Source organism: Planktothrix sp. (assembly GCF_046067725.1).
Taxonomy (GTDB): Bacteria; Cyanobacteriota; Cyanobacteriia; order Cyanobacteriales; family Microcoleaceae; genus Planktothrix.
Map to the genome: position 1 here is coordinate 1 of NZ_JBJUDF010000269.1, position 23,539 is coordinate 23,539.

Here is a 23,539-nt window from a genome sequence, read left to right on the forward strand (position 1 = left end):
TGCGGTGGGGTCACGGTTGAACAGCTAAAAAAATATGTTGAGCAACAAACAACCCCAGAAAATTAAATCGTATTCGTTACCACTCATGTTTTTATTTTGTCGTGATTCATCTCTCCGCCAAGCTTGCGCGCTCGGAGGGAGTCCTCTCACGACACTAAGATAGACAAGAAATTTCTGTTGCCAGCGCCGTTAATAAGGCATCAAATCATCGAGAGGCACGCAAAGGTTTCATCACATAACCGGAGAAACCATTGTCTAATCATTCTTCTGCTTAAATCAGAAGTTATATTTAGTAATCTTAATTACTCCCCTTGCCTCCCCGGCTTCCCCGGCCTCCCCCCTCTCCCCCGGCCTCCCCGGCCTCCCCGGCCTCCCCCCTCTCCCCGGCCTCCCCGGCCTCCCCCCCTTCCCTAGTAAGGAAGAATGCAGGCAAGGACATTCTTAGCGGACTCAAGCCAGAAATCAGGTGATTCTGGCTTGAATTGTAGGATCTATTTACATTCGGAACCTTTGTCTGGTAATCTCTATCTATAGATAGAGGCACGATTGTTGGAAAGTACCCTATATTAATAAGCGTACTGGGTGCAATCCTTTATTCCCTCTGGTTAGTCTGGTGGAAACGGAGAGTCAAATCAATCGATTTATCGGTTGTGGCTCTCTATTACTTTTTTGGGGCTTTTATAGACCGAGAATAAAAATCCAGATCTAAGAATTGATTCACCCTTAAATCGAATTGCTGAAATTAATCGTGAAATTACTCTCCTCGCCCCTCTTCTCCTGCTCCTCTTGTGCGCCTGTTCCCTATTCTTCTTAAAATTTATCCTGTAAAACTATCAAACTTCCCGTGTAACACGCCACCCAAACTTGATTCGTTTCAGGATCAATTGTAATTCCAATGGGGTTTAAGTCTACAGTAATATTTTCCATCAGTTCCATTGTTTCTGCGCGAACTTTACTAACTGTATTAGAATAGTAATTAACAATATATAAATATTGATCATCTGGAGAGATTACCATACTTCTCGGTGCACTTCCCGTAAAAATTTTGTTAACAATTTCTCCGGTTTTTGTATCAATTTTGGCAACATGATCATCTCCGTTCAGGGTAGCATACAAATATTGACCCGAACGATCTAAGACTAAATGACGGGGATACAACCCGATATTAGACATCCAATTAACGGTATCATTTTCTAAATTAACAATAGCAATATCAGAGGTTCCCATCATTGCAATATAAGCTATTTTTGAAGTCGGATCAATCGCAATTCCTCGCGGAAATTGACCTAACTTAATGCGTTTAATTTCTCGATGAGAGAGGCGGTCAATAATACTTAAATCTCCCGAACACCAATTACTGACTAAAACCCAACGATTATTCGGAGAAACCGCCAAATATTTAGGGACAGAACCCACTTGAATTACATTTTCAATCTCTAAAGTTTCGGTATTAATTTGATAAACAAAACTCGGATCAAATGCTTCAGACGCTTCACAGGTATCATACCCTGGATTCGTAAACTCTGAACCCAACATTTCATAATTACTGACATAGGCTGATTTTCCATCAGGAGAAAACGCCACTTCTACCGGAGAACCTTTATATTGATCATCTTTAAAATGCGAATATCCATAATCTTTTAAATTAACAGTATCCTTAATTTTTTTAATTAAATTAAATTCTCGGTCATAAACATTAATTGAATGTTCATACATCATATTTTGGACAAAAAATAACCCATTTCCTGAATAAACAATGGATTTGGGTGTTAAATCTCCTTTAATTCGTTTATAGGGTTTGAAGGTTGAATCAACACCTGGGTTTGTTGATGTTAAATCTTCAACTTGATGATCCGGGTAACGGGAAGATAAAGTTTTTTTCTCAACACTCTTAATTAAGATAGAATGGGTTCGTTCATCGACCTTACCATTCATAGCAATTCCTTGATATTTTTGGAACCTTTTAACGGCGTTTTCCGTTGCTTCATCATAATTTCCGGTAATCTTTCCTGACCAATACCCCACTACTTTTAAACGTTCTTGTAGGTGACTAACTTCTGTTCCTTGACTTCCTTTTTTTAATAAAAAATCCGTTGAATTGGCTTGACTAAAGGTAATCAAAGATAAAGTTAAAAGCAGTAAAGAACCCGTTACTAAAGCCAACTGAGAGTTTTTATTTTCCTTCTTTTGATGTAGAAGCTTTTCCTGATTTGAGACAATTTTTCCCTCTACAGGTTGCTTTTGAACAGTATCCTGTTCTGATTGAATTCCTTCTGTCATTGTTCCTCACACCTAATGATCCAGGTTAGATTATATCTAGCCATCTGCACCTTCAAAACCAAGGTTATAATATTTTAGCGTAGGGGTTGGAAAATCTAACCCTCTTGATGCTTTTTCCTTCACTATCCCTCAGAATAATATATTACAGCTTCGTTGTTTCCTTCCGGCTCAACAGCGATCATCAATATTAGTAATTGCTAAAATGCCAGCCAATTATACCGAACTAGAAAAACGCCTGTGGGAAGACGCCGATGAACTGCGGGCGAACTCGAAACTCAAACCCTCAGAATATTCTGTACCCGTATTAGGGTTGATTTTCTTGGGCTATGCGGATTATAAATTTAGTTTGTACGATTCTTATTTTGGTCAGGGAAAAAGTATTTAGACCCGTGTTGTTTAAGGCGATACCCTATTCTTTTTTGTTGGAGTCATAGAGATAGCCAATCCGAATAATTTGTCATCAAAACCCGTAGGGGTTGGGAGACCCAACCCGATTGACACTATTGATAAACCCTAAGAAGTCTGGAAAATATTCTGCACCATTTGTTGTTCAGAACCCATCACCGCCTGATCTAATGCTGCTACTTCTCCTGAATCTAAATACCATCCTAACGCCCCTAAATTATCTTGTGCTTGCTCTAAATTTTTCGCCCCTGGAATCGGAATTGTGCCTTTACAAATACACCAATTTAAGGCAACTTGGGTTAAAGTTTTAGAGCGAAAATCAGCAATTTCTTTCAAACAATTTAAAATCGGTTGAATTCCGGGTAATAATTTTTTAAATAATCCACCGCGAATTCCTTTGGGTAAGGGGCTATTTTCCGAGAATTTCCCCGTTAATAATCCTAACCCTAACGGACTATAAGCAATTAATTGGATTCCTAACTCATCACAAACCTCTTTTAACCCTAATTCCCTGACCGGATAAGTCGATAATAACGAATATTGCACCTGTAACGTTGAAATCGGAATTCCTCGATTAGCTAATTTTTGATACACTTTTTTTAACCGTTTCGGCCCATAATTCGATAACCCCACTCCTTTAACTAATCCCTGTTCATATAAATCGCCTAATCCTTCTAATAAATTCCATTCTTGCCAAGGAGCATAATTAGCCGTAGACCAGTGCATCTGAACTAAATCCACATTTTTTCCTAACCGTTTGGCTGAATTTTCACAAGCTTTAATCATCGATTTGCGCGTTAAACGCCAAGGATAGGGTGCTAATTTTGTGGCAATACAAATTCGGTCTTGATTAACACCTTGATACTGTTGAGAAAACTGTCCTAAAAGGGATTCACTGCGTCCATTGAGTTTACCCGTCCCATAGGAATCACCCGTATCAAATAACGTGACACCCTGACTCACACACAAATTAAAAACCTGTTGTAACTGTTCATCCATACTGGGATCATAACCCCATAATAGGCGATTTCCCCAGGCCCAAGTTCCACATCCCATCACAGGAAGATTTAAGGTTTGATGGCTTTGCATTCGTTTCGATTTTTCAGAATAATGTCTATTTTAATGTAATATTTTAGGGTAAGCTTTCGGTCTTCTAACCCCTGTACTAAGATTATTGGGAGACCCAACCTCTACGGTGATTGTTTACCCATCATTTAGACTGGCTATAGGTTTGATCGAATAATAATAAAGTTTGTAACAAAACATTGGCTCCTTGAGTACAATGTTCAGGAGAAGTATATTCTGCTTCAGAATGACTCACTCCCGCTTGGGAAGGAACAAAAATCATCCCCATATTGGTAATTCTTCCCATTTCTAACGCATCATGTCCCGCACGACTAGGAAGGGATAAATAACTGAATTCTAACTGTTGACAAACATATTCAATGGTGTTTTGAATTTCAGGAGCCGCTAAAGTGGGTTTAACACTGAGTAACGGTGTAATTGAAATTTGGGTATTGGTTGAATTAGCGATCGCTATAATTTTATGCTGTAATTTTTCCAACATTTCCTGTAAACAATTCTGGGATAAATCCCGCATATCAACGGATAATTCAACTTGTCCGGGTATAATATTAACCGCATTCGGGAATACATTAAGATATCCCACCGTTGCAACAGGTTCAGAAGGCATTTTTAACGCAATTTCTTGCACAGATAAAATCAATTCTGCCGCCGCGACTAACGCATCCTGTCGCATTTCCATCGGTGTTGTTCCAGCGTGGTTCGCTTGTCCAAGAATCGTGATTTTTTGGCGTTCCATTCCCACCACTCCTTGAACAATTCCAATCGAAACCTGATTCCGTTCTAAAATTGCTCCCTGTTCAACATGAAGTTCCAGAAATGCCGCCATATCCTGCTGTGAGCGTCGCGCGGTGGCTAACTGTTCCCAATTTCCCCCCACCCGTTTTAAACAGGATTGAATCGACTCTCCGGTTTTAGAACAATAACGTTCTGGGTTATCCAGTAACACCGTTCCCGCCATCGCCTGACACCCAATCATCGTACTTTCTTCATCGGTAAACACAATGACTTCTAAAGGATGATGCAATTGCAGATGATTTTCCTTCAAGGTTTGTGCGACTTCAATACCTGCTAATACCCCTAAAACGCCATCATAGCGTCCTCCCGTTGGCACAGTATCGAGGTGAGAACCCGTTGCTAAAGCGGGAGCCATCGGATTTTGACCCGGATAACGACCGATGAGATTTCCCGCCGCATCGGTTCTCACGCTCATTCCCGCTTCTAGCATCCATTGTTTGACAACTTCACGAGCCTGCAAATCTTCCGGGGTAAACGCCAAACGGCGAATACTTCCTGACGGTTGTTGACCCATCTTAGCTAAATCATAAATTCGATGGTGTAGGCGCTCATGATTAATTCTGAGTTCTGTGATCACAGCCATAATTGTTAAGAGGGAATTACGAATTACGAATTACGAATTGGGAGAAAAAGGTTCACAACTCTTGATTTTTTCATTAGTCTATATTAATAACGAAATACTGACGGTCAGATAGAGGCTAAGGTTATTGGCCTATTCCCTATTCCCTATTCCCTATTCCCTTCTATTTATGACTAACAACACCAAACGCCTATTTATTTGTGGGTCTGCTCTCCGGGGTCAACCGGATCATGGTAATTTAGGAAATGCAACATTTGTTAAACCTGCAAAAACCCGTCCTTTGTATCGGTTACACGCGGCGGGGAACGGTTGGCATCCGGCGATTTATGAAGTAGTAGAAGGCGGAATTTCGATTCCGGGGGAAGTGTACGAACTCTCCTTAGAACAATATGAGTATCTTCTCTCAACTGAACCTCCAAATTTATATCCTGGGGATGTGATATTAGAAGATGGGGAAGTATTAACGGCGATGCTTTATCCCCGTGAATTAGTCGAACAATATCAATGGCCAGATATTTCTACGTTTGGCGGTTGGGAGGCTTATAAACAATCTATAATCGGGAACAGGGAACAGTAAAAGGATGGAATATTAATTAGATATCTCCAAAATAGAAGTATGGAGGGATAGTTGATGGTAAAATTAGATTTTACTCCAAGGAGAGATGAGTAAATTAAAAGACTATCTGGACAAGAACCCCCAGCAAGCAAAAAGGCTATTAGGGATGGAATATGAACAGCTAATAGAACTCATTCAAGCTGCGGAGTTATTAGAAGAAGAAGAACGACAGGAACAAGAAAAAACTAAAATCAGGTTGATTAAAGCAGGTGGGGGTCGTCGGCAGAAATTATCTGTGGAGGAACAAATCTTACTGACTCTAATTTATCTGCATCAAATGCCCACATTTCAAATGTTAGGGTTACAGTTTGAAGTGAGTGAATCAACAGCGAATGATATTTTCCATAACTGGATAAAAATCTTGAGAGAATTACTACCAGCGAGTTTGCTAGAGCAAGTAAAAAAAACAAGAGTGATGGGGAGTGGGTAGAAAAAATTCTGGTGGAATTTGAGTTAGTAGTAGATAGCTATGAACAGCCCAGGGAAAGACCAACAGACAATGAAGAGCAGAAAAAATATTACTCAGGAAAGAAAAAGACACATACCTTTAAAAATCAAGTCATTGTCATGCCAAACGGAAAAGAAATAGTGGATGTAGCTGTGGGTTATACCAGAGCAACAAGTGATCTAAAATTGTGGAGAGAAAGAAGTCAGGAATTGGGGAACAATCAAAAATACAGGGGGGATAAAGCTGATGTAGGAGAAACAGCAATTAATACACCGCATAAGAAACCGAGGAATCAAGAGATGTCGGCGGAAAAGCGAGAAGAAAATCGGTTAAAAGCCCAACAAAGGATTGTAGTCGAACATTTAATAAGACTGATAAAAATTTATCGAGTTGCTTCAGAAAGATTTCGGTTAAAGAGGCAAAATTATGAAGCAGTAATCTTGACAGTATGTGGATTAATAAGATGGCGGATAGGAGCGATTGTATTACCATCTAAGAATTGCCAAAAAGTCTTTTGAGAAATGATTGTATATCAGAGATAAAATTCATTAGTTATTATTAATGTGACTGAAAAAGCCTATGAATCCGTTACTTTTGGAGAAGCCGGCACAGGAGTGTTAGAGATTCCAAAAGTAGCGATAGAGGGCATTTGGAGATTTTCGGAGATGTCTATTAGGAATTAAGGCGGTTAACCTTATTCAACCATCCATTCTGATGAACGTCCCCCTAAATCAAGAGGAATACTCACCGCCTTTCCTAAGCGGGGTTTTTCACGGGTATTGAGAATATAATGTTTGACTTGTTCTGTAGTTCCCCAACCGTTCAAATAATCAGCGATCGCATTCAAATGAGCTATATAGTCAGCTTCATTGAGGGGAAAAGACATCTGTTCTAAATATTTCCACATAACTTGTAGGAATATTTTCCCCCGTGTTCGTCGCAATTGAACATCATAGGAAACGCCCCATTTATCTAATAATAATTGACGTAAATCTTCACCTGTCATTGCCACGATTTCCCCCTGAAATTAAGTTCCAATTCCTAATCCTTTTGCTAACCCTGGTGTTAAGGGAAAGAGGATCGCCAACATTAAAAATAACACCAATAATCCCAAGGCGGCGCGACGATCATTCGGTTCTGTTAATTCATTTAAACTGGGTCGTTCTAAATTCCGTTGTAAAATTAAAATTACTAATGCCCAATACAGCGCTAACGGATTGGCTAAAGACGCGATCGCTAATACAATAAACGTCGCTAAGGTTGAACGTCCGGCAATTTTACGACCATAAATTGCCTGCATAATTCGCCCTCCATCCAATTGTCCCGCAGGCATTAAATTTAACGCGGTAATCACTAATCCAAACCAACCAATTAATGCTAAAGGCGAAATATCAACACTGGTTTGTTGCAATTGTGCGCCTAAAATTGCCCGCGATAATAAACCGACTAAGACTGATCCTTGAAAAAATTCCGTTGGGACTTTAAATAAACTCCCCGGATGGGATAAAAATAACCCACTCATTAACATCAATAATGATAATAGCCCTCCCGCAGCCGGCCCAGCAAAGGCAACATCAAATAAAACCGTGCGGTTTGGTAATACCGATTCAAAGCGATTAAATGCCCCAAACGTTCCAATTTGAATCGTTGGAATAAAAAACGGCCAGCTAAACTTAACTTGATAACGTTTAGCTATGACTTGATGGGCAATTTCATGAACGATTAAAATGGTCAGCAGACCGATTGCAATAGGCAAAATATCAGGATAACGATTCAGATTTTCAAAGAAATCAAATCCTAATAATAATCCCACCGCTTCAAAGGTTGTGCCAATGGTGACTATAAATAAAATAATCGCTAAAACTCGTTGAGCAATTGAAGTGGTTGTGGGTTCATTGGTGCGAGGTAAAACAATGACAACGGGTTTCTCATCAGGATTTTCCACTAAAAATAATCGTAAGCGATCGCCCACTCGTTGTTGTAATTTCGTTGATAATTGCTGATAAGCCGTGTCCGGATCACTGCGAAGATTGCCTTTAAAAATTACTCCATCTTCATAGGGAATGGTTTCTATGGCAAAAAAGGTATCAATACCAAAAATACCTTGAATCGTTTTGAGATCTTCCGGGGACAAAGGAACGGGTTGTAATGGGGAAACCGGCGCAGAAACAGGGGTAACAGGAACCGAGGGAGCTTGATGGGGGGTTTCCGGTTGGGACGATGACTTGTCCAACGGTTCAGGAGGAGAGACTGCATCTTGATTGGCCACTTCTCGCAGTTTCCGACCTATCATAATATATAAGCCAGTGGAAGCCACAAATAAAAATAAAATACTGGCCAAATTCAGGTAAATTCCCAGGGCTGCCAAGGTGAAAAACAGCAACCAAGGGGACATTAACGCCACGGACTGTAACCAGGATAATAAACCCAGTTTTCCATAAGGTTTAGCGCGATAATACCCCCAACCGAGGATTCCTAGGGCAACGAATAAAACAAGAACCGTGGTGTTATCAGATGCAGTAAACATTATTAACCTTAATTTTGAGCTTTGGGAGAGTCTCTATCTTGATCAAAGCATATAGCAATCAACTTTTTAACGGTTGGGATGTTCCACCTCCATCGCCGGGCTAAAAGTCTTTGGGGGGCTGTTTGCATCCTCCACAGCAATAAAATCAGGATTTGCTGCTAAAATCGCTTTGGCTTCGGCCATATCTCGGCGAGTGGCTTCTCGCAATTGTTCCCGTAAAGCAGGCATGGCAGCTAAAGCTCTTGTCCAGTCTGGAATTTGAGCCGCCGCCGGATTTTGAAAGAATTCCTCTCCCGCTTCAGCAATCACTTGTTGAAAAATATCAACCGTTGCTTCTTCGTGATGACGGTCATAATGCAAATTATTAAATCGAGCATCTACAAAATATTGACGGGTAAAATCTTGTGCTTCTCGTGTAAATTTAATTCGTAGGGTGTGAATTTGTTCACGGGTAACTACCACTCGTTCGGTTTCGATTAAGGTTCGTAAAATTGAGCGCAAAACATCTGCACACATTTTGCGTAATCCTTCTTGGGAAGAGTTGCCAATGATTTGATGTTTATGATCGAAATTTCCTAAATCAATTTGAGCAATTCTTTGGGGGGAAAGATTGCGATAAACTTCTGCTAACAACCCAACCTCTAAACCCCAATTACTAGGAATGCGGGTATTGAGAGCAATATCATTCGTTAAGGCAAATTCACCGGATAACGGATAACGATAGGCACTTAAATAACGTAAATAGTTGTTATAGCCATATAAATCCATTAACGCCACCAGTAATGGCGTGACAAATAAACGCATCACCCGGCCATGAAAACTTCTAGGGTCGCCTCCGAGACGGGCATAATAAGCTTTATTGAAGGAAATTCCCAGTTCTTTTTCGAGCAAGGGAAATAACAGTTTTAGGGGATAGGATTTATCATAAGTAATAATATCCGCATCATGAAGCGCGATGGCTTCTGCTTGTAAAGAAACCACTCCTAAACCAATCCACACCGCCCGACCTTTGCCTTTAAAGCTCATTAAATCTAAGCCTTTTTCCCGTAATTTTTCTAATAATTGGTTAACTCTGGGACTATTTTCCCAAATCACCAAGGTGGGTTGAGGTAAAACACTAAAAAAGTGAACGGCTTTTGTGTATTGTTCGAGGTTTTTCGCGTACAGACAAACCACAACCGTATTGACGAATTGACAAGTTTGAAGACAATCTCGAATCTGCGTTAAGGCTGGGCGTTCTAGTTCTTCGTATAAAGCGGGAATCAATACGGCGGTGGGAAATGTTTCACAAAGTTGGGTCAGTCGGGCTTCCAATAAATCAAGATCACAACCGAAGTCGTGAATCGTGGTAATTAATTCTTGTTTATAGTCCATTATGGTACCCAACTCCCTTGGCTGCAAGCCCGTCATAAAGTCCATCCTAACACTCAACGACAAAGAGGGATACAAACTTTTACAATATAACCTCATCTAACGTCAGGAAAACCTTACCTGCCATCAAGAGCCAGGTCAATCGAAGGCAGGTTTCAGGAGAATCAATCGTTTCAATTCAACCTTTTAAAACCGTTTGATTTGTTGGTGACTAAAATTAGCTCAACCGCCAACAATAGCCAAAACAAACATTTTCTCTTATAATCAGAAGAACGAAAAGAATCAATCAACCGTTAAAAGCGGCTGGGTTCCCTCCTAAGAAGGATAAGTTCTTTGAAAAATCAAGGAGTGCTATCTGCATCATTAAATTAAAGTTTTATTACAAACAACATCAGCGATTGATCTCACCGTTTTGACTTTTGATTAAAGATGCTTTATGTTCAATATAGGGTTCATAAGTATAAGAGTATACAATTAATCGAGCCAATTGCCAGAGAACACCATAATATGATGCAACCAGAACAAGTCAGTATTCTTAATTTAGATTGGGTAACAATAGAACAAGAATTTACAAAAACGCCGGGTAAAATACAACCTCATGGTCTTTTATTAACTTTACAAGAACCAGACTTAAAAATTTTACAAGTTAGTAGAAATGTCTTGAGACTGTTTGGCGTTTCTGTTTCTGCCTTTGTCAACCAACCCTTAAGCGTTTTTTTAAACAAACTGCAAATTATTGAAATTCAAAATTGTTTAACCTGTAATAATTTTACTTATTATAATCCTATTCATCTGATTTTTTATATTAAAAATCGAAAAATTATTTGTGACGGAATTTTGCATCGATCTCAAGGAGTTGTCATTTTAGAACTAGAGTTAACTCAAGATGAAAACGTCAGTTTTATCAATTTTTATCATCTGGTTCGAGCCTCTGTTTGTAAAATTCAAAGTGCCAATAATTTCAAGGATTTAACTCAATTTTTAGCTCAGGAGATTAGAAAAATTTGTGGTTTTGATCGAGTCATGATCTACCAATTTGATCACGAAAATAATGGGATGGTTATTGCTGAAGATAAGCGCCGGGATTTAGAAAGTTTTTTAGGGCTGCATTACCCTCATATTGATATTCCCGAATCAGCTAGAAAGCTGTATGAGCAAAATTGGTTACGATTATTAGTGGATATTGATCATGAACCGATTGATCTTGTTCCTTCAATTCATCCGCTCACTCAGAATCCCGTAGATTTGAGTTTTTCTGTTCTCCGTTCCGCTTCTCCCTGCCATTTACAATATCTGAGAAATATGGGAGTTAAAGCAACCCTTTGTATTTCTTTAATTAAAAAGGAAAATCTTTGGGGTTTAATTGCTTGTCATCATTATAGTCCCCGTTATGTTTCCTATACAATTCGCAAATCTTGTGAATTTCTCGGACAAGTTATGGCGGTGGAATTACCTTATAAAGAAATCAGTGAAGACTACCATTATTATCGTGAAAAACTTAAATTAGTTCGTAAAAATTTACTCAAAGCACCCGTTTTAGAAACCTCTTTTATTCAAAGTTTAGCAGAAGATGAAACCAATTTACTCAATCTGGTGCAAGCTCAAGGAGCGGTGATGCGGTTTGGGGAAGATATGATTTTAGTCGGTCAAACACCACTCTTAGGAGAAGTACAAAAACTATTTCAATGGTTATCCCGATATTGTCATCAAGAAATATTTTATAGCGATTGTTTACCGAAACTTTATCCTCAAGCTCAAACCTATAAAGATGTAGCCAGTGGCATCCTAGCACTTTCTTTATCTCCCAATCAAAGCGAATATCATTTAATTTGGTTTAGACCGGAAGTGATTCAAACGGTGAACTGGGCTGGAAATCCTCAAGAATCGGTTAAAATTGAAGAAGAAAAACTAATCTTAACTCCTCGTAAATCCTTTGAACTTTGGAAACAAATAGTTAAATTAAAATCTTTACCTTGGAAAACCATTGAAATCGACACCGCCAAAGAATTAAGGAATGCTTTAATGTTAGCTGCTTTAGAATCCAGTGAACAACAGTTAAGACAAAGTAAAGAATTAGCCCAAGTTACCTTACAATCTATTGGCGATGCGGTAATTACTACGAATAGTCAAGGACAGATTGAATCTCTCAATCCAGTCGCAGAAGAATTAACCGGATGGTCATTAATAGAAGCCAAAGATTTACCCTTAAACGATGTGTTTAGAATTTTCGATGGATCAACCCACCAATTCATCGAAAATCCGGTGGAAAAAGTCTTAAAAGAAGGGTGCATTTTTGACTTTTCTGATAATGTTATTTTAAGGTCAAAGGACGGTAAAGAAAGAGCAATTGATAATTCAGCAGCACCCATTCGCAGCCGAGATGGTTCAATTATTGGAGCAGTTTTAGTGTTTCGAGACGTCACCCAAGAACGAGAATTAGCCCATCGATTATCCTGGCAAGCTTGTCATGATTCCTTAACTGGATTAATGAATCGCAGTGAATTTGAAAAGCAGGTCAAAAAAACCTTACAATTAGTCCAAAATTCTCCCGAACATCACGCCATTTGCTATTTAGATTTAGACCAATTCAAAATAGTTAATGATACCTGTGGACATCTCGCTGGAGATGAACTTCTGCGACAATTAAGTAGTTTGTTACAAAGTCAAGTCACCGAACGTGATACCCTAGCTCGTTTAGGAGGCGATGAATTTGGCTTATTGTTAAATTATTATTCCCTAGATGAAGCCCATAAAAAAGCCATAGAATTATGTAATTTAGTCCGAGATTTTCGGTTTACTTGGGAAGAAAAAGTCTTTTCCGTTGGAGTTAGTATTGGATTAGTGGCTATTGATCATAAAGCATTGGATTTAGCCACAGTTTTAAGTGCAGCAGATGCAGCTTGTTATGCCGCTAAAAATCAAGGTCGTAACCGGGTGCACTTGTATCAAGCTGATGACCAAGATTTGATTCAACAACGTCGTGAAATTCGCTGGGCGGCACAAATTCCTCAAGCGTTAGAAGAAAATCGTTTCTGTTTATATTATCAATCTATTGTAGAAGTCAATCCCGCTTCAAAACCTCATAAACACGGCGAAGTTCTACTGCGGTTAAGACATCCATCGGGGGAATTAATTTCACCCATGGCCTTTATTCCGGCTGCGGAACGATATGATTTAATGAAAAGCATTGACCGTTGGGTAATTCGTACTGTTTTTGAACACTTAGAACAACGCTATTGCTCAGTTAATCTCCCAGAAAATCCGGCGGATATTCAAGAATTCTATGCGATTAATTTATCGGGAGCGAGTTTGAATGATGATGAATTTATTCAATTTCTCTATGACCAATTTCAACAATATAAAATTCCTCCCCAAGTCATTTGTTTTGAAATTACAGAAACCATCGCCATTGCTAACCTGAAAAAAGCGGTTGAACTGATTCAATCGTTGAAAGGATTAGGCTGTTCTTTTGCCCTTGATGACTTTGGCAGTGGAATGTCTTCTTTTTCCTATCTCAAAACCCTTCCCATTGATTACTTAAAAATTGATGGTGGTTTTGTTAAAGATATTTTAACAGACCCCGTTGCCCGTTAAATTGTGGAAGCAATTCATCGAATTGGTCACGTTATGAAAATTAAAACTATTGCAGAATTTGTAGAAAATGATGCCATTTTAGCCGAACTTCAAAACATAGGAATTGACTATGCTCAAGGTTATGGAATTAGCAAACCTCAAGCCTTTATTCTTCCTACCATTAAAAGCGGAGGCGAGACCGACCTGAATATATATTAAATCGTTGACCCCGTAAAAATCCAATCAAAGTAATATTAAACACTTGGGCTAAACTCACTGCTAAACTACTGGGTGCAGAAATCGCACAAATGACGGGTATTCTCGCCATCAAACACTTTTGAATAATTTCAAAACTGGTGCGTCCACTCACCAGAACTATTCTTTGATTTAACGGTAATTCATCCGCTAAAAACCCTGACCCAATTAACTTATCTAAAGCATTATGACGTCCCACATCTTCCCGCAATTTTAATAACGTTCCCTCCGGGTTAAATAAAGCCGCAGCGTGTAGTCCTCCCGTTTGATTAAATACACTCTGCGCTGTTTTTAATTGTTCAGGTAAATTATAGATAATATTAGGGTTAACCAGCCAATCATCTGTTAAAATCGGACAGCCTTTCTGCTCTAAAGATTCAATACTCGCTTTCCCACAAACTCCACAGGAACTATTGGTAAAAAAATGACGTTCTAAGGATTTTAAATTCAAGTTTAATTCTGGTTTTAAAGTAACATTAACAATATTTTGTCGTTGTTCTCCATCAATATTTGGGTCAACACAATAACTCATTTTGACAATATCTGATTTATTTTTAATCATTCCTTCACTATACAAAAATCCTGCCACTAATTCAAAATCAGCCCCAGGGGTTCGCATCGTTACCGCCAGGGTTTTGTTAGTCACAGATAAGCGAATTTCTAAGGGTTCTTCCGTCGCTAATTCATCAAAACGAGAACGTTCTTGACCCTCAGAAACCACCCAAATTTTAGTTTTCGTTTTACTATTTCCTGTGTTCATAAACTTTAACTTAAAAACCCAGTTCCTAAATTCCCTATTTTTGTAGGGGTTGGGTTCCCCAACCCAGGTATTTAGGGGGTTTAAAAACAAAACCCCTACAATAAAATATTACAACCTCGGCACGCATTTTAATAAATACCCAAACCTAATATTTTACACATTTCTTATTCCCTGTTCCCTGTTCCCTGTTCCCTAATACATCACATTTTCTCAAGTTTAACAATCGCATTATAATCAGGAACACCTTCCGCAGACCGTTTATCTTTATCCAATAAAATGTTACCTTCCGGCCAATGAACTTGTAAATTTTTAGGAGTCATTGGAGCGAGATAAATTCGTCCTTGATATTCTCCAGACTCACTCGTTAACTTGACTGTATCTCCCTGATTTAACCCTAACTGTTCAGCATCCATCGGATTGATTAAGATGGCTTCTCGCATCGCTCCAGTAATCGCATCTTTGCTTTCCTGTACCATACTATTAAACTGTTTTCCCCGCCTTGTAGCAACGAAAAAATGCCCGTCTGGTAACGTTTCTAGGGTGGGGGATAAGGAACAAAAATGAGCCTTTCCATCAACGGTGGGAAACTTCCAACCAAAACATAAATGTGCTCCCCCATATTGAAATTGATCTCCCGCTTCTTTTAAATGTTGAATCCCCGCATATTGGGGGACAACTTGAGCAATTTCTTGACGCATTTCGGCTGTTGTTTCAAAGGTTAATTGTTCGATTAATTCAGGACGAACTCGCCGCGCTAACTCCATAAATACTTCCCATTCAGGACGAGCTTCTCCTATCCTTGGCCCTGGAATTTCCGGGCTAAAAATTACCCGTCTTTCTGTTGTGGTTTCTGTCACGCCTCCAGGGATTTCATAACGAGTTGTAGCAGGTAAGATTAATACGGTTTCTCCGGGTTCTATTAACATTTGATTAGAACAAACAATATCCGCATGAACCCGTAATGGAACCGTTTTTAAAGCGGTTTCTACAAACTCTGGGTCAGGCATAACTTCTAAGAAATTACCCCCAACTGAGAACAAAACATCAAGGTTAGATTCTGAAGCGGCTTGAATCATTTCTGCGGTCATTAAACCCGGTGTTTCAGGAACCTTAAACCCCCATAAATTTGAGAGGTCTGTGGCATTTTCAGGGTTGATTTTTCGCCCCCCTGGAAATACCGTTGCATAACATCCCATTTCCGCCCCCCCTTGCACCCCAGAATGTCCACGAATGGGCATTAAACCACAGCCTTCTCGTCCGACAAATCCTTTCGTTAACGCTAAATTAATAATCGCTTTAACGTTATCTTCCCCGCATTCATGTTGAGTAATACCCATACTCCACACAAATACCGCTTTTTCTGCTTCATGAACCATTTGGGCAAACCGATACATTTCTTCCCGATTTGTTCCAGAAATTTGTTCTAAAAATTCCCAAGATTGTTGGTCTAAATTTGCTTTTAAATTGTCAAAATCTGTGGTATAATTGTTAATGAAATTATGATCAATCCAATTTTGTTCAATTAAATGTTTAATCACCCCATTAATAAACGCTAAATCTCCATTGAGATTCACTAAAAAGAAATCCTCAGCAAATTTAGTTCCAAATAACGCACTTTCAGGAATCGACGGAACCCAGTATCGCTCCATTCCCGGTTCCCGATAGGTATTAATCACAACAATCCGAGTTCCGGCTTTTTTTGCCCAGTGTAAATATTTAACCGTAACAGGTTGATTATTAGCAACATTAGAGCCAAAAAAGACTAATAAATCCGTCCCTATCCAATCTTTATAAGAACAAGTGGTCGCCCCGACTCCTAATGTTGATTTTAACGCTCCGGTACTCGGAGAATGGCAAATTCTCGCTGCATTATCAATATTATTACTGCCTATCGCTCGGACTGCTTTTTGAGTCGCATAATAGGTTTCATTCACCGTTCCTCGACTGGTAATATAAAACCCTAATTTCTGTGGAGAAGTCGCTTTAATTTTTGTAGTAATTAAATCTAAGGCTTCATCCCAACTAATGCGTCGAAATCCTTGATCTCCTTTATCTCGTCGCATCGGATAGGGAACTCGTCCTAACTCTCGTAATTCTGCACTACTTTTTTGTTTTAATTCCGCTACATTTTCTAATCGTTTAGGGTCAAATGCAGCCATTGTGTTTAACTGCAATAACCGCAGACGAACATTACACAAATGTAACCCGTCTAACGTCCAATCTTTCATCCCGGTAGTTCCCAGGGAACAGCCATCACAAACCCCGTTATTTAAGATATCCCAAGCATAGGAAAATTGATCTTTATTCACCCAAGCAGCACGAAAGACTTCCCAATAATTATTCGGATATTGTTCACCTAAACCAAACGGTTTCCAACTCGCCCAATATTCCGGGTTCCATAATTTCTTGGGTTTTCGCAACATTCCACTATTCCTCAATTGCGATGGATATGATTAATTTTACCCTAAAAAGGGTGAGGTTATGATCTTAGATGAAATCCTTAAATGTATGCTATAATTAGGGGGAGCGATGGCCACAAAAAAAATAGCCTTCAGGAAGAAAACAACAACAGAGGAACTGTTTTAGTAAGTGGGGAAGGCGATCGCCAAGCCCAAAAATAATGGCTCAGAGGAGGACAGTAGTATTGACAGAAATAATCACGATCAACATTGTGGAATCAGCCGAAGAATGATTAGAAGAATTGAACCCGTCAGAGAATAGGGAGTAGAAAGAAAGAATACAGACATTATATTGGCTGAAGATTATTCAGGTAGAAAGTGTAGGAGCGATCGCCAACTTAACAGCAAAACAATAATGAATGTAAAACAAGTTAAGACAATAATGGCAAAAACAACTAACGGGAAAACTAAAGATAACGAAACCTTAGAGCAGAAGCTTTGGAAATCGGCGGACAAACTGCGAAAGAATATGGATGCAGCCGAATATAAGCACGTTGTTTTAGGGTTAATTTTCCTTAAATATATGTCAGATTCCTTTGAACAATTGCACCAAAAATTTATTAAAGGTGAGGGAGAATACGCCCAAGGCGACCCGGAAGATAAAAACGAATATTTAGCGGAAAATGTCTTTTTTGTGCCTGAAAAAGCCCGTTGGTCATCTCTACAAGCCCAAGCGAAACAACCGGAAATCGGGAAATATGTTGATGAGGCGATGATTGCGATTGAGCAGGAAAATCCGGGGTTAAGAGGGGTATTATCCAAAGTTTACGCCAAACAAAACTTAGATAAAACATCCTTGGGTGGGTTAATTGATTTAATCGGTAGTTTTAAATTAGTGAGTGATCAGAAAAGTTCATCTGAACAGTTAGAATTAGATTTAGAACAAAATGTTAAAAAGCTACAGCAAGCGGATGTTTTAGGGCGGGTTTATGAATATTTTTTAGGGGAATTTGCGTTACTAGAAGGGAAGAAGGGGGGACAGTTCTACACCCCGGAACCGATTGTTAAATTATTAGTTGAAATGTTGGAACCTTACAATGGGCGGGTGTTTGACCCTTGCTGTGGTTCCGGTGGGATGTTTGTACAAAGTGAGAAGTTTATAGCGAATCATCAAGGACGATTAGATAATATTTCGATTTACGGTCAAGAAAGTAACGAAACTACTTATCGACTCTGTAAGATGAATTTAGCCATTAGGGGGATTGATTCATCTAATATTAAATGGAACAATGAGGGGTCATTTCTGAATGATGCTCACCCTGATTTAAAAGCAGATTTTATTATGGCTAATCCCCCCTTTAATGATAGTGATTGGGGCGGGGAACTGTTAAGAACCGATGGACGCTGGAAATACGGAGTTCCCCCAGTCGGTAACGCTAACTTTGCTTGGGTGCAACATTTTATTTATCATTTAGCTCCAACGGGTAGCGCAGGGTTTGTATTATCAAATGGTTCCCTTTCTTCTAATACCGGAGGAGAGGGAGAAATTAGACAGAAGTTAGTAGAAGAGGATTTAGTAGATTGTGTTGTGATGTTACCGACACAGTTATTTTATAATACGGGAATTCCCGCTTGTTTATGGTTTCTGAGTCGTTATAAAAATGGCAATAAAAATCGTTCTCGAAAAGGAGAGGTATTATTTATTGATGCTTCTGAACTCGGAGAAATGATTAACCGTAGAAACCGAACTTTAACAAATGCTGATATTAAGAAAATTGCTAATACTTATCATGAATGGAAGCAGAAAAACGGCAATTATCACGATATTAAGGGGTTTTGTAAATCAGCAACGTTAGAAGAGATTGAAAAGCATAAGTTTGTGTTGACTCCAGGGCGTTATGTGGGCATTCCTGATGAGGAGGAAGAGGATATAACGTTTGAGGAAAAGATGGAGTTATTAACGGCTGAGTTATCCCAACAGATGCGAGAAGCTGAGGCGTTAGATCTGGAAATTAAGTTACAGTTAGCTAAAATTGGTTTTAATCTTGAGGGTTAATTGCTTAATTAATGTTACCTTGCAAGGAACGGAGTTAAGAAATGATGGCATATATGCTATCATTAGCTTATGTCTAGCAAACTTGTAATAATCATCTAATTGAATTGGCGATCGCGGGCAATGCAGAGGCAATTGTCACCCAAAATATTAAAGATTTCCAGAGGGCTGAACTTCTCTTTCCCCAGCTTTCTATTATTTCCCCTGAAGCATTAATTAAGGAGTAATTACAATATGGCAACTTTAACAATTCGTTTACCTGATGACAAACATTTCCGCCTGAAAGCTTTAGCTCAATCTCGCGGCATCAGTATCAATAAGCTTATGGAAGAATTATCAACGTTAGCGATCGCTGAGTTTGATGCTCAGACACGATTTCAAGCTTGGGCAATGCAGGGCGATGTGGTAAAGGGTTTACAAGTTTTGGATCGCTTAGATGCCTTAAATCATTAGAGAGTTTGGTGAGCAGATGTTAAAAAAACAAGGAGGTTTGATGATGACTTTTCAAGAAATAATAGATTCTATTGAGGCTTTGACAGTTGAGGAGCAGGAACGTTTATTTGAGTTAATTCGTAAGCGGAGAATAGAGAATCGTCGGTCTGAAATTGCAGCTAATGCTCAAGAGGTTTTTAAGGCTGTGGAAGCGGGAACAGCGATTCAAGGGAGTTTTGAGGATTTGAGGTCGTATTTGTTAGTAGAGGATGAGGAATGATATTAACGACAGATGCGAGTTTTAAAAGAGCTTTTAAGCGATTGGTTAAGAAAAATCCCCAATTACAAGATAAGATATTAGTGGTCTTAGAGTTGTTGGGTAACAATCCGTTTCATCCATCTTTAAAGTCTCATAAATTAACGGGACAACTAGAGGGTTTATGGTCTTGTTCGGTTAGTTATGATTGCCGAATTATTTTTGCTTTTAAGAAGGATGTAAAAACCGATAATGATTTAATTGTCTTAATTGATATTGGTAGCCATGATGAGGTTTATTAGATATGAATATAACAACTACTAGACGGCTGAGTTATCCCAACAGATGCGAGAAGCTGAGGCGTTAGATCTGGAAATTAAGTTACAATTAGCTAAAGTTGGTTTTAGGATTGAGGGTTAGATTTTAAAAAAACAAGGAGGTTTTATGACATTACAGGAAGTGCTAAAATCCGTTGATAATTTATCGATCGCGGATCAGGTTTTGTTATTGGAGCAGCTTAAAAAACGGTTGGCTCAGATTGAAGACTCTGATTCAGAAGTCATTACTCAAGAGCAGAAAGAAAAATGGGTTAAAAGTTTAAGAGGGATGGCTTCTAATTCTAGGCTGAGTAGTGAGAATTTTGCCCAACAAAAGCAAGCAGAAATTTTTTTAGAGAAAGGAGGTTTTAGTAATGTTTGTTAAAGGGATTAAAAAAGGTAAAATCATTGAATTATTGGAAGATGTAGATTTTCCCGATAATCAAGAGGTTTTATTAGAAATTAGAGAAGTTAAGGATTTTTGGTCGGCTTTACAGGATTTTAGAGAAAGGGTAGATTTAGACAGTATTGATGATGATACTTTTGAGAATTTACGGGATAAATCACCGGGGAGAGAAGTTAATTTATGACGGTTAATTATTCCCTAGAGATTAAATCAGAGAGGTTAACCATGATGTTAGAAGTTGATCGCCAAGTTTCTTTAGCTTTTTATCAACGCTTACAAAAGGTTGTTACGGTTTTGGAGATGAAAGTTTTTGGTTCCAGGGCGCGGGGTGATGCAACAAATGAGTCGGATTTGGATGTGTTTATTAAGGTTGATAGGATGGATCGTTCTCTGAGGAAAAAAATTATCGATTTGGCTTGGGAGGTTGGGTTTGAATATGATCGCGTGATTTCAACTTTTATTGTGACGGAGCAACAGCTAAAAACTGGGGCTGTGGGTGCTAGTCCTTTGATGGCTAAAATTGCTCAAGAAGGGGTTAAAATATGATGTCTGAGCAATTACGGTTATTAGTTGAGTATCGTTTTTCACAAGCAAAGCAAACTTTAGAAGAAGCTATAATTTTAGTCAATAATTGTGCTTATCGGGGTAGTATTAATCGCTCTTACTATGCGATGTTTTATTCTGAATAGATTAGATAGGAATATTTGATCTGAGGTTAACCATCCGCAACAAAATCATAATATAATGGAAAAATTAAGGTTATATCATTATTTAGTTTTAGTAACTAATAATGTCTCTGATTTTCAATATTTTGACGGGTTGAGAATAGAGAATTGGTTTAATATTAGTAAAGGTGGGGTTTGAGCTATGAGTGAGTGGAAAGAGACAACATTAAGAGAAGCTGTACTAAAAGCAAATACTGGTGCTGATGCAATACAAAAAGCACCTATTGTTAATTATGATTCAGGGATTAGATGCCTAAGAATTCAAGATGTTTCTAATTCTCATGATTTAAAAAAATGGGGATTTTGTGAAATAACTCAAGATAACTATAAAAGATTTTATTTAAAACAAGGAGATATTTTAATTGCTAGAACAGGTAACACTATTGGTGTCAATATTTATATTGAACAAGACTTAAAAGCTGTTTTTAATAATGGATTAATCAGATTAAATATTAATAAAGAAAAATTTATTCCTAAATATATCTACTATTTATTTCAAACTTATAACTTTAAAGGTCATATTAACTCAATTGCTTATGGGACATCTACACAACCTAATATGCAAATAGAAAGCTTACTAAGCTTTAATTTTAATTATCCACCCGTTAATGTACAGGAAAAAATTGTTAACTTATTCTCAACCCTTGATAAAAAAATAGACAACCTACGCAGCCAAAACGAAACCCTAGAAAAAATCGCACAAACGCTGTTTAAGCATTGGTTTATTGACTTTGAATTTCCCAACGATGAGGGCAAACCTTATAAATCATCCGGTGGGGCGATGGTTGCTTCTGAGTTGGGGGATATTCCCGAAGGTTGGCGTGTTGGCACAATTGGAGAAATAATGACATTAAATTATGGAAAATCATTAATAACAGATAATAGAGTGAATGGTCAATATTTGGTTGTAGGTTCTAGCGGTGTTGTGGGTACACATAATGAGTATTTAGTTAAAGCACCAGGTATTGTTATTGGTAGAAAAGGAACTATTGGTAAAGTAATTTGGCTAGAAAATAATTTTTATCCAATTGATACTACATTTTTTGTAACTGACAAATTAGGCTGTAATGATTTATATTTCCATTATTTTATACTAAAGAATCAACAATTTGAAAGATTAATTTCTGATTCAGCCGTCCCTGGTCTTAATCGAGATATGGCTTACAGTGTTGAAATAATCATTCCTAATATTAGTTTAATTAATAATTTTAGTTTATTAGCAAGGAGCTTGTTTAACAAGAAAGCAAATAATGAAAACCAAATCCAAACCTTAACTAAAACCCGTGACGCTTTATTACCTAAATTAATGAGTGGTCAAATTAGGGTTAAGGAAGTAGAAAGTCTAATAGAGGAGGTAAAATGAAACTATCCCAAAAAGGAAAAAACAAAATGATTGAACTTTACCAGCGAATTTCTATTAATCGGGACTTTCCAGAATATCAGTTAAAAAAAGGAGATATTGCCACCTTAATTGATATTGTCCCCCACCCTGAAAACGGCGAAGACGGCTACATTTTAGAAGTATTTAATGCCATTGGAGAATCCATTCATGTTATTATTGTTCCCCAATCAAGCGTTACCCCATTAAAACCCGATGAAATTTTATCCGTGCGTTCTTTAGCCGAAGTTTAAACATGAAACTTTTAGATATTATTGCTTTATTAGAAAACTTACCCGAATTAGGACTCTATCGAGGACAAGTTGGCACAATTGTTGAGGAATACGAACCCGGCGTTTTTGAGGTTGAATTTAGCGATGATACAGGGAGAGCTTACGCCATAGAAACCCTAAGCGAACATCAGTTAATGGTTCTTGATCATTATCGCTTAGAACCAGAAGCCGTAGCAATTTAAACCCGATTAAAACTATCAAAAATCACGATAACAATTAAATTATTATTATCTGAGTTATTATGGCATTCACGACGGAAGACGAAATCGAACTTTACAATTTAGAACTACTTGAAACCCTCGGTTACAAGTATCGATATGGTTATGATATCCAACCGGAAGGTCAACACCCAGAACGGGAAAGTTTTAGTGATATTATCTTAAAAGATAGACTGAAAAATGCGATCGCCAAGCTTAACCCTGATATTCCGTTAGAAGCTAGAGAAGAAGCCTTTCAACAAATTACAACCCTGAGCACTCCTGACCTTCTCAATAATAACGAAACCTTCCATCAATACCTAACAGAAGGAATAGATATTGAGTATCAATGGAATGGAGAAAGCAGAGGCGGTAAGGTTTGGTTAA

The 23,539-nt window shown here is 38.3% G+C and carries 24 protein-coding genes and 1 pseudogene; 17 read left to right on the forward strand and 8 right to left on the reverse strand.

Going from position 1 to position 23,539, the window contains the following annotated elements; translation table 11 throughout:
• Positions 1-810 precede the first annotated feature (810 nt).
• Positions 811-2,280, reverse strand: coding sequence for a peptidoglycan-binding protein (locus ACKPEB_RS16485; RefSeq protein WP_408966050.1), 1,470 nt, complete (start codon positions 2,278-2,280; stop codon positions 811-813).
• 202 nt (positions 2,281-2,482) lie between these two features.
• Between ACKPEB_RS16485 and ACKPEB_RS16490 the strand changes: the two genes are divergently transcribed.
• Entirely contained in the window at positions 2,483-2,665 is a 183-nt protein-coding gene (locus ACKPEB_RS16490; RefSeq protein ID WP_408966051.1) for a type I restriction-modification system subunit M N-terminal domain-containing protein, read from the forward strand.
• Between the two features lie 128 nt (positions 2,666-2,793).
• Here the strand turns inward: ACKPEB_RS16490 and ACKPEB_RS16495 are convergent, their stop codons facing one another.
• Positions 2,794-3,774, reverse strand: coding sequence for an aldo/keto reductase (locus tag ACKPEB_RS16495; RefSeq protein ID WP_408966052.1), 981 nt, complete (start codon positions 3,772-3,774; stop codon positions 2,794-2,796).
• Positions 3,775-3,895: 121 nt separating this feature from the next.
• Positions 3,896-5,149, reverse strand: a complete 1,254-nt coding sequence (locus ACKPEB_RS16500) for a Zn-dependent hydrolase (RefSeq protein ID WP_408966053.1) — start codon at positions 5,147-5,149, stop codon at positions 3,896-3,898.
• A 166-nt stretch (positions 5,150-5,315) separates the two neighbouring features.
• Between ACKPEB_RS16500 and ACKPEB_RS16505 the strand changes: the two genes are divergently transcribed.
• The 3 genes from ACKPEB_RS16505 (at position 5,316) to ACKPEB_RS16515 (ending at position 6,728) form a co-directional block, all read left to right on the forward strand.
• Positions 5,316-5,723 carry a gamma-glutamylcyclotransferase gene (locus ACKPEB_RS16505; RefSeq protein ID WP_408966054.1) on the forward strand — a complete coding sequence of 136 codons (408 nt, stop codon included), beginning with the start codon at positions 5,316-5,318 and terminating at the stop codon, positions 5,721-5,723.
• An 85-nt stretch (positions 5,724-5,808) separates the two neighbouring features.
• Complete coding sequence (locus ACKPEB_RS16510) at positions 5,809-6,192, forward strand: transposase family protein (protein WP_408966055.1); 384 nt, start codon at positions 5,809-5,811, stop codon at positions 6,190-6,192.
• An 11-nt stretch (positions 6,193-6,203) separates the two neighbouring features.
• Positions 6,204-6,728, forward strand: coding sequence for a transposase family protein (locus ACKPEB_RS16515; protein WP_408966056.1), 525 nt, complete (start codon positions 6,204-6,206; stop codon positions 6,726-6,728).
• Positions 6,729-6,904: 176 nt separating this feature from the next.
• Here the strand turns inward: ACKPEB_RS16515 and ACKPEB_RS16520 are convergent, their stop codons facing one another.
• The 3 genes from ACKPEB_RS16520 to ACKPEB_RS16530 all read right to left on the reverse strand — a co-directional run bounded on the left by ACKPEB_RS16520 (position 6,905) and on the right by ACKPEB_RS16530 (position 10,111).
• Positions 6,905-7,216, reverse strand: a complete 312-nt coding sequence (locus ACKPEB_RS16520) for a DUF3067 family protein (protein ID WP_408966072.1) — start codon at positions 7,214-7,216, stop codon at positions 6,905-6,907.
• A gap of 21 nt (positions 7,217-7,237) precedes the next feature.
• Positions 7,238-8,737, reverse strand: a complete 1,500-nt coding sequence (locus ACKPEB_RS16525) for a site-2 protease family protein (protein WP_408966057.1) — start codon at positions 8,735-8,737, stop codon at positions 7,238-7,240.
• Positions 8,738-8,803: 66 nt separating this feature from the next.
• Positions 8,804-10,111 carry a glucosyl-3-phosphoglycerate synthase gene (locus ACKPEB_RS16530; protein WP_408966058.1) on the reverse strand — a complete coding sequence of 436 codons (1,308 nt, stop codon included), beginning with the start codon at positions 10,109-10,111 and terminating at the stop codon, positions 8,804-8,806.
• Between the two features lie 507 nt (positions 10,112-10,618).
• Here ACKPEB_RS16530 and ACKPEB_RS16535 point away from each other — a divergent pair.
• A pseudogene (locus ACKPEB_RS16535) lies at positions 10,619-13,900 on the forward strand (EAL domain-containing protein).
• Here the strand turns inward: ACKPEB_RS16535 and fdhD are convergent.
• Positions 13,863-14,696 (reverse strand): formate dehydrogenase accessory sulfurtransferase FdhD, encoded by an 834-nt coding sequence (gene fdhD, locus ACKPEB_RS16540; protein ID WP_408966059.1) that lies wholly within the window; start codon positions 14,694-14,696, stop codon positions 13,863-13,865. The pseudogene ACKPEB_RS16535 and the gene fdhD overlap by 38 nt on opposite strands.
• A gap of 200 nt (positions 14,697-14,896) precedes the next feature.
• Entirely contained in the window at positions 14,897-17,119 is a 2,223-nt protein-coding gene (locus tag ACKPEB_RS16545) for an FdhF/YdeP family oxidoreductase (RefSeq protein ID WP_408966060.1), read from the reverse strand.
• A gap of 418 nt (positions 17,120-17,537) precedes the next feature.
• Here ACKPEB_RS16545 and ACKPEB_RS16550 point away from each other — a divergent pair, with 418 nt between their 5' ends.
• The 12 genes from ACKPEB_RS16550 to ACKPEB_RS16605 form a co-directional block, all read left to right on the forward strand.
• Complete coding sequence (locus ACKPEB_RS16550; RefSeq protein ID WP_408966061.1) at positions 17,538-19,151, forward strand: type I restriction-modification system subunit M; 1,614 nt, start codon at positions 17,538-17,540, stop codon at positions 19,149-19,151.
• Between the two features lie 231 nt (positions 19,152-19,382).
• Entirely contained in the window at positions 19,383-19,601 is a 219-nt protein-coding gene (locus ACKPEB_RS16555; protein WP_408966062.1) for a toxin-antitoxin system HicB family antitoxin, read from the forward strand.
• A 40-nt stretch (positions 19,602-19,641) separates the two neighbouring features.
• Positions 19,642-19,860, forward strand: a complete 219-nt coding sequence (locus ACKPEB_RS16560; RefSeq protein WP_408966063.1) for a hypothetical protein — start codon at positions 19,642-19,644, stop codon at positions 19,858-19,860.
• A complete protein-coding gene (locus ACKPEB_RS16565; RefSeq protein WP_408966064.1) occupies positions 19,857-20,138 on the forward strand; it encodes a type II toxin-antitoxin system YafQ family toxin in 282 nt (93 codons plus the stop codon). The genes ACKPEB_RS16560 and ACKPEB_RS16565 overlap by 4 nt, the downstream gene beginning before the upstream one ends.
• Positions 20,139-20,280: 142 nt before the next feature.
• Positions 20,281-20,538, forward strand: coding sequence for a hypothetical protein (locus tag ACKPEB_RS16570; RefSeq protein WP_408966065.1), 258 nt, complete (start codon positions 20,281-20,283; stop codon positions 20,536-20,538).
• Positions 20,528-20,743, forward strand: a complete 216-nt coding sequence (locus tag ACKPEB_RS16575; protein ID WP_235766434.1) for a hypothetical protein — start codon at positions 20,528-20,530, stop codon at positions 20,741-20,743. Before ACKPEB_RS16570 ends, ACKPEB_RS16575 begins: the two co-directional genes overlap by 11 nt.
• Positions 20,744-20,784: 41 nt before the next feature.
• Positions 20,785-21,105 (forward strand): nucleotidyltransferase domain-containing protein, encoded by a 321-nt coding sequence (locus ACKPEB_RS16580; RefSeq protein ID WP_408966066.1) that lies wholly within the window; start codon positions 20,785-20,787, stop codon positions 21,103-21,105.
• Positions 21,102-21,248: a HEPN domain-containing protein gene (locus ACKPEB_RS16585; RefSeq protein WP_408966067.1), complete on the forward strand. Its 147-nt coding sequence runs from the start codon at positions 21,102-21,104 to the stop codon at positions 21,246-21,248. Before ACKPEB_RS16580 ends, ACKPEB_RS16585 begins: the two co-directional genes overlap by 4 nt.
• Before the next feature lie 178 nt (positions 21,249-21,426).
• A complete protein-coding gene (locus ACKPEB_RS16590; RefSeq protein ID WP_408966068.1) occupies positions 21,427-22,647 on the forward strand; it encodes a restriction endonuclease subunit S in 1,221 nt (406 codons plus the stop codon).
• Positions 22,644-22,916 carry a DUF4926 domain-containing protein gene (locus ACKPEB_RS16595; protein WP_408966069.1) on the forward strand — a complete coding sequence of 91 codons (273 nt, stop codon included), beginning with the start codon at positions 22,644-22,646 and terminating at the stop codon, positions 22,914-22,916. The genes ACKPEB_RS16590 and ACKPEB_RS16595 overlap by 4 nt, the downstream gene beginning before the upstream one ends.
• Positions 22,917-22,918: 2 nt before the next feature.
• The gene (locus tag ACKPEB_RS16600; protein WP_408966070.1) at positions 22,919-23,137 is read left to right on the forward strand and encodes a DUF4926 domain-containing protein; all 219 of its coding nucleotides are present in this window, start codon (positions 22,919-22,921) and stop codon (positions 23,135-23,137) included.
• Between the two features lie 59 nt (positions 23,138-23,196).
• A partial coding sequence (locus ACKPEB_RS16605) for a type I restriction endonuclease (protein WP_408966071.1) occupies positions 23,197-23,539 on the forward strand: 343 nt, incomplete at its 3' end.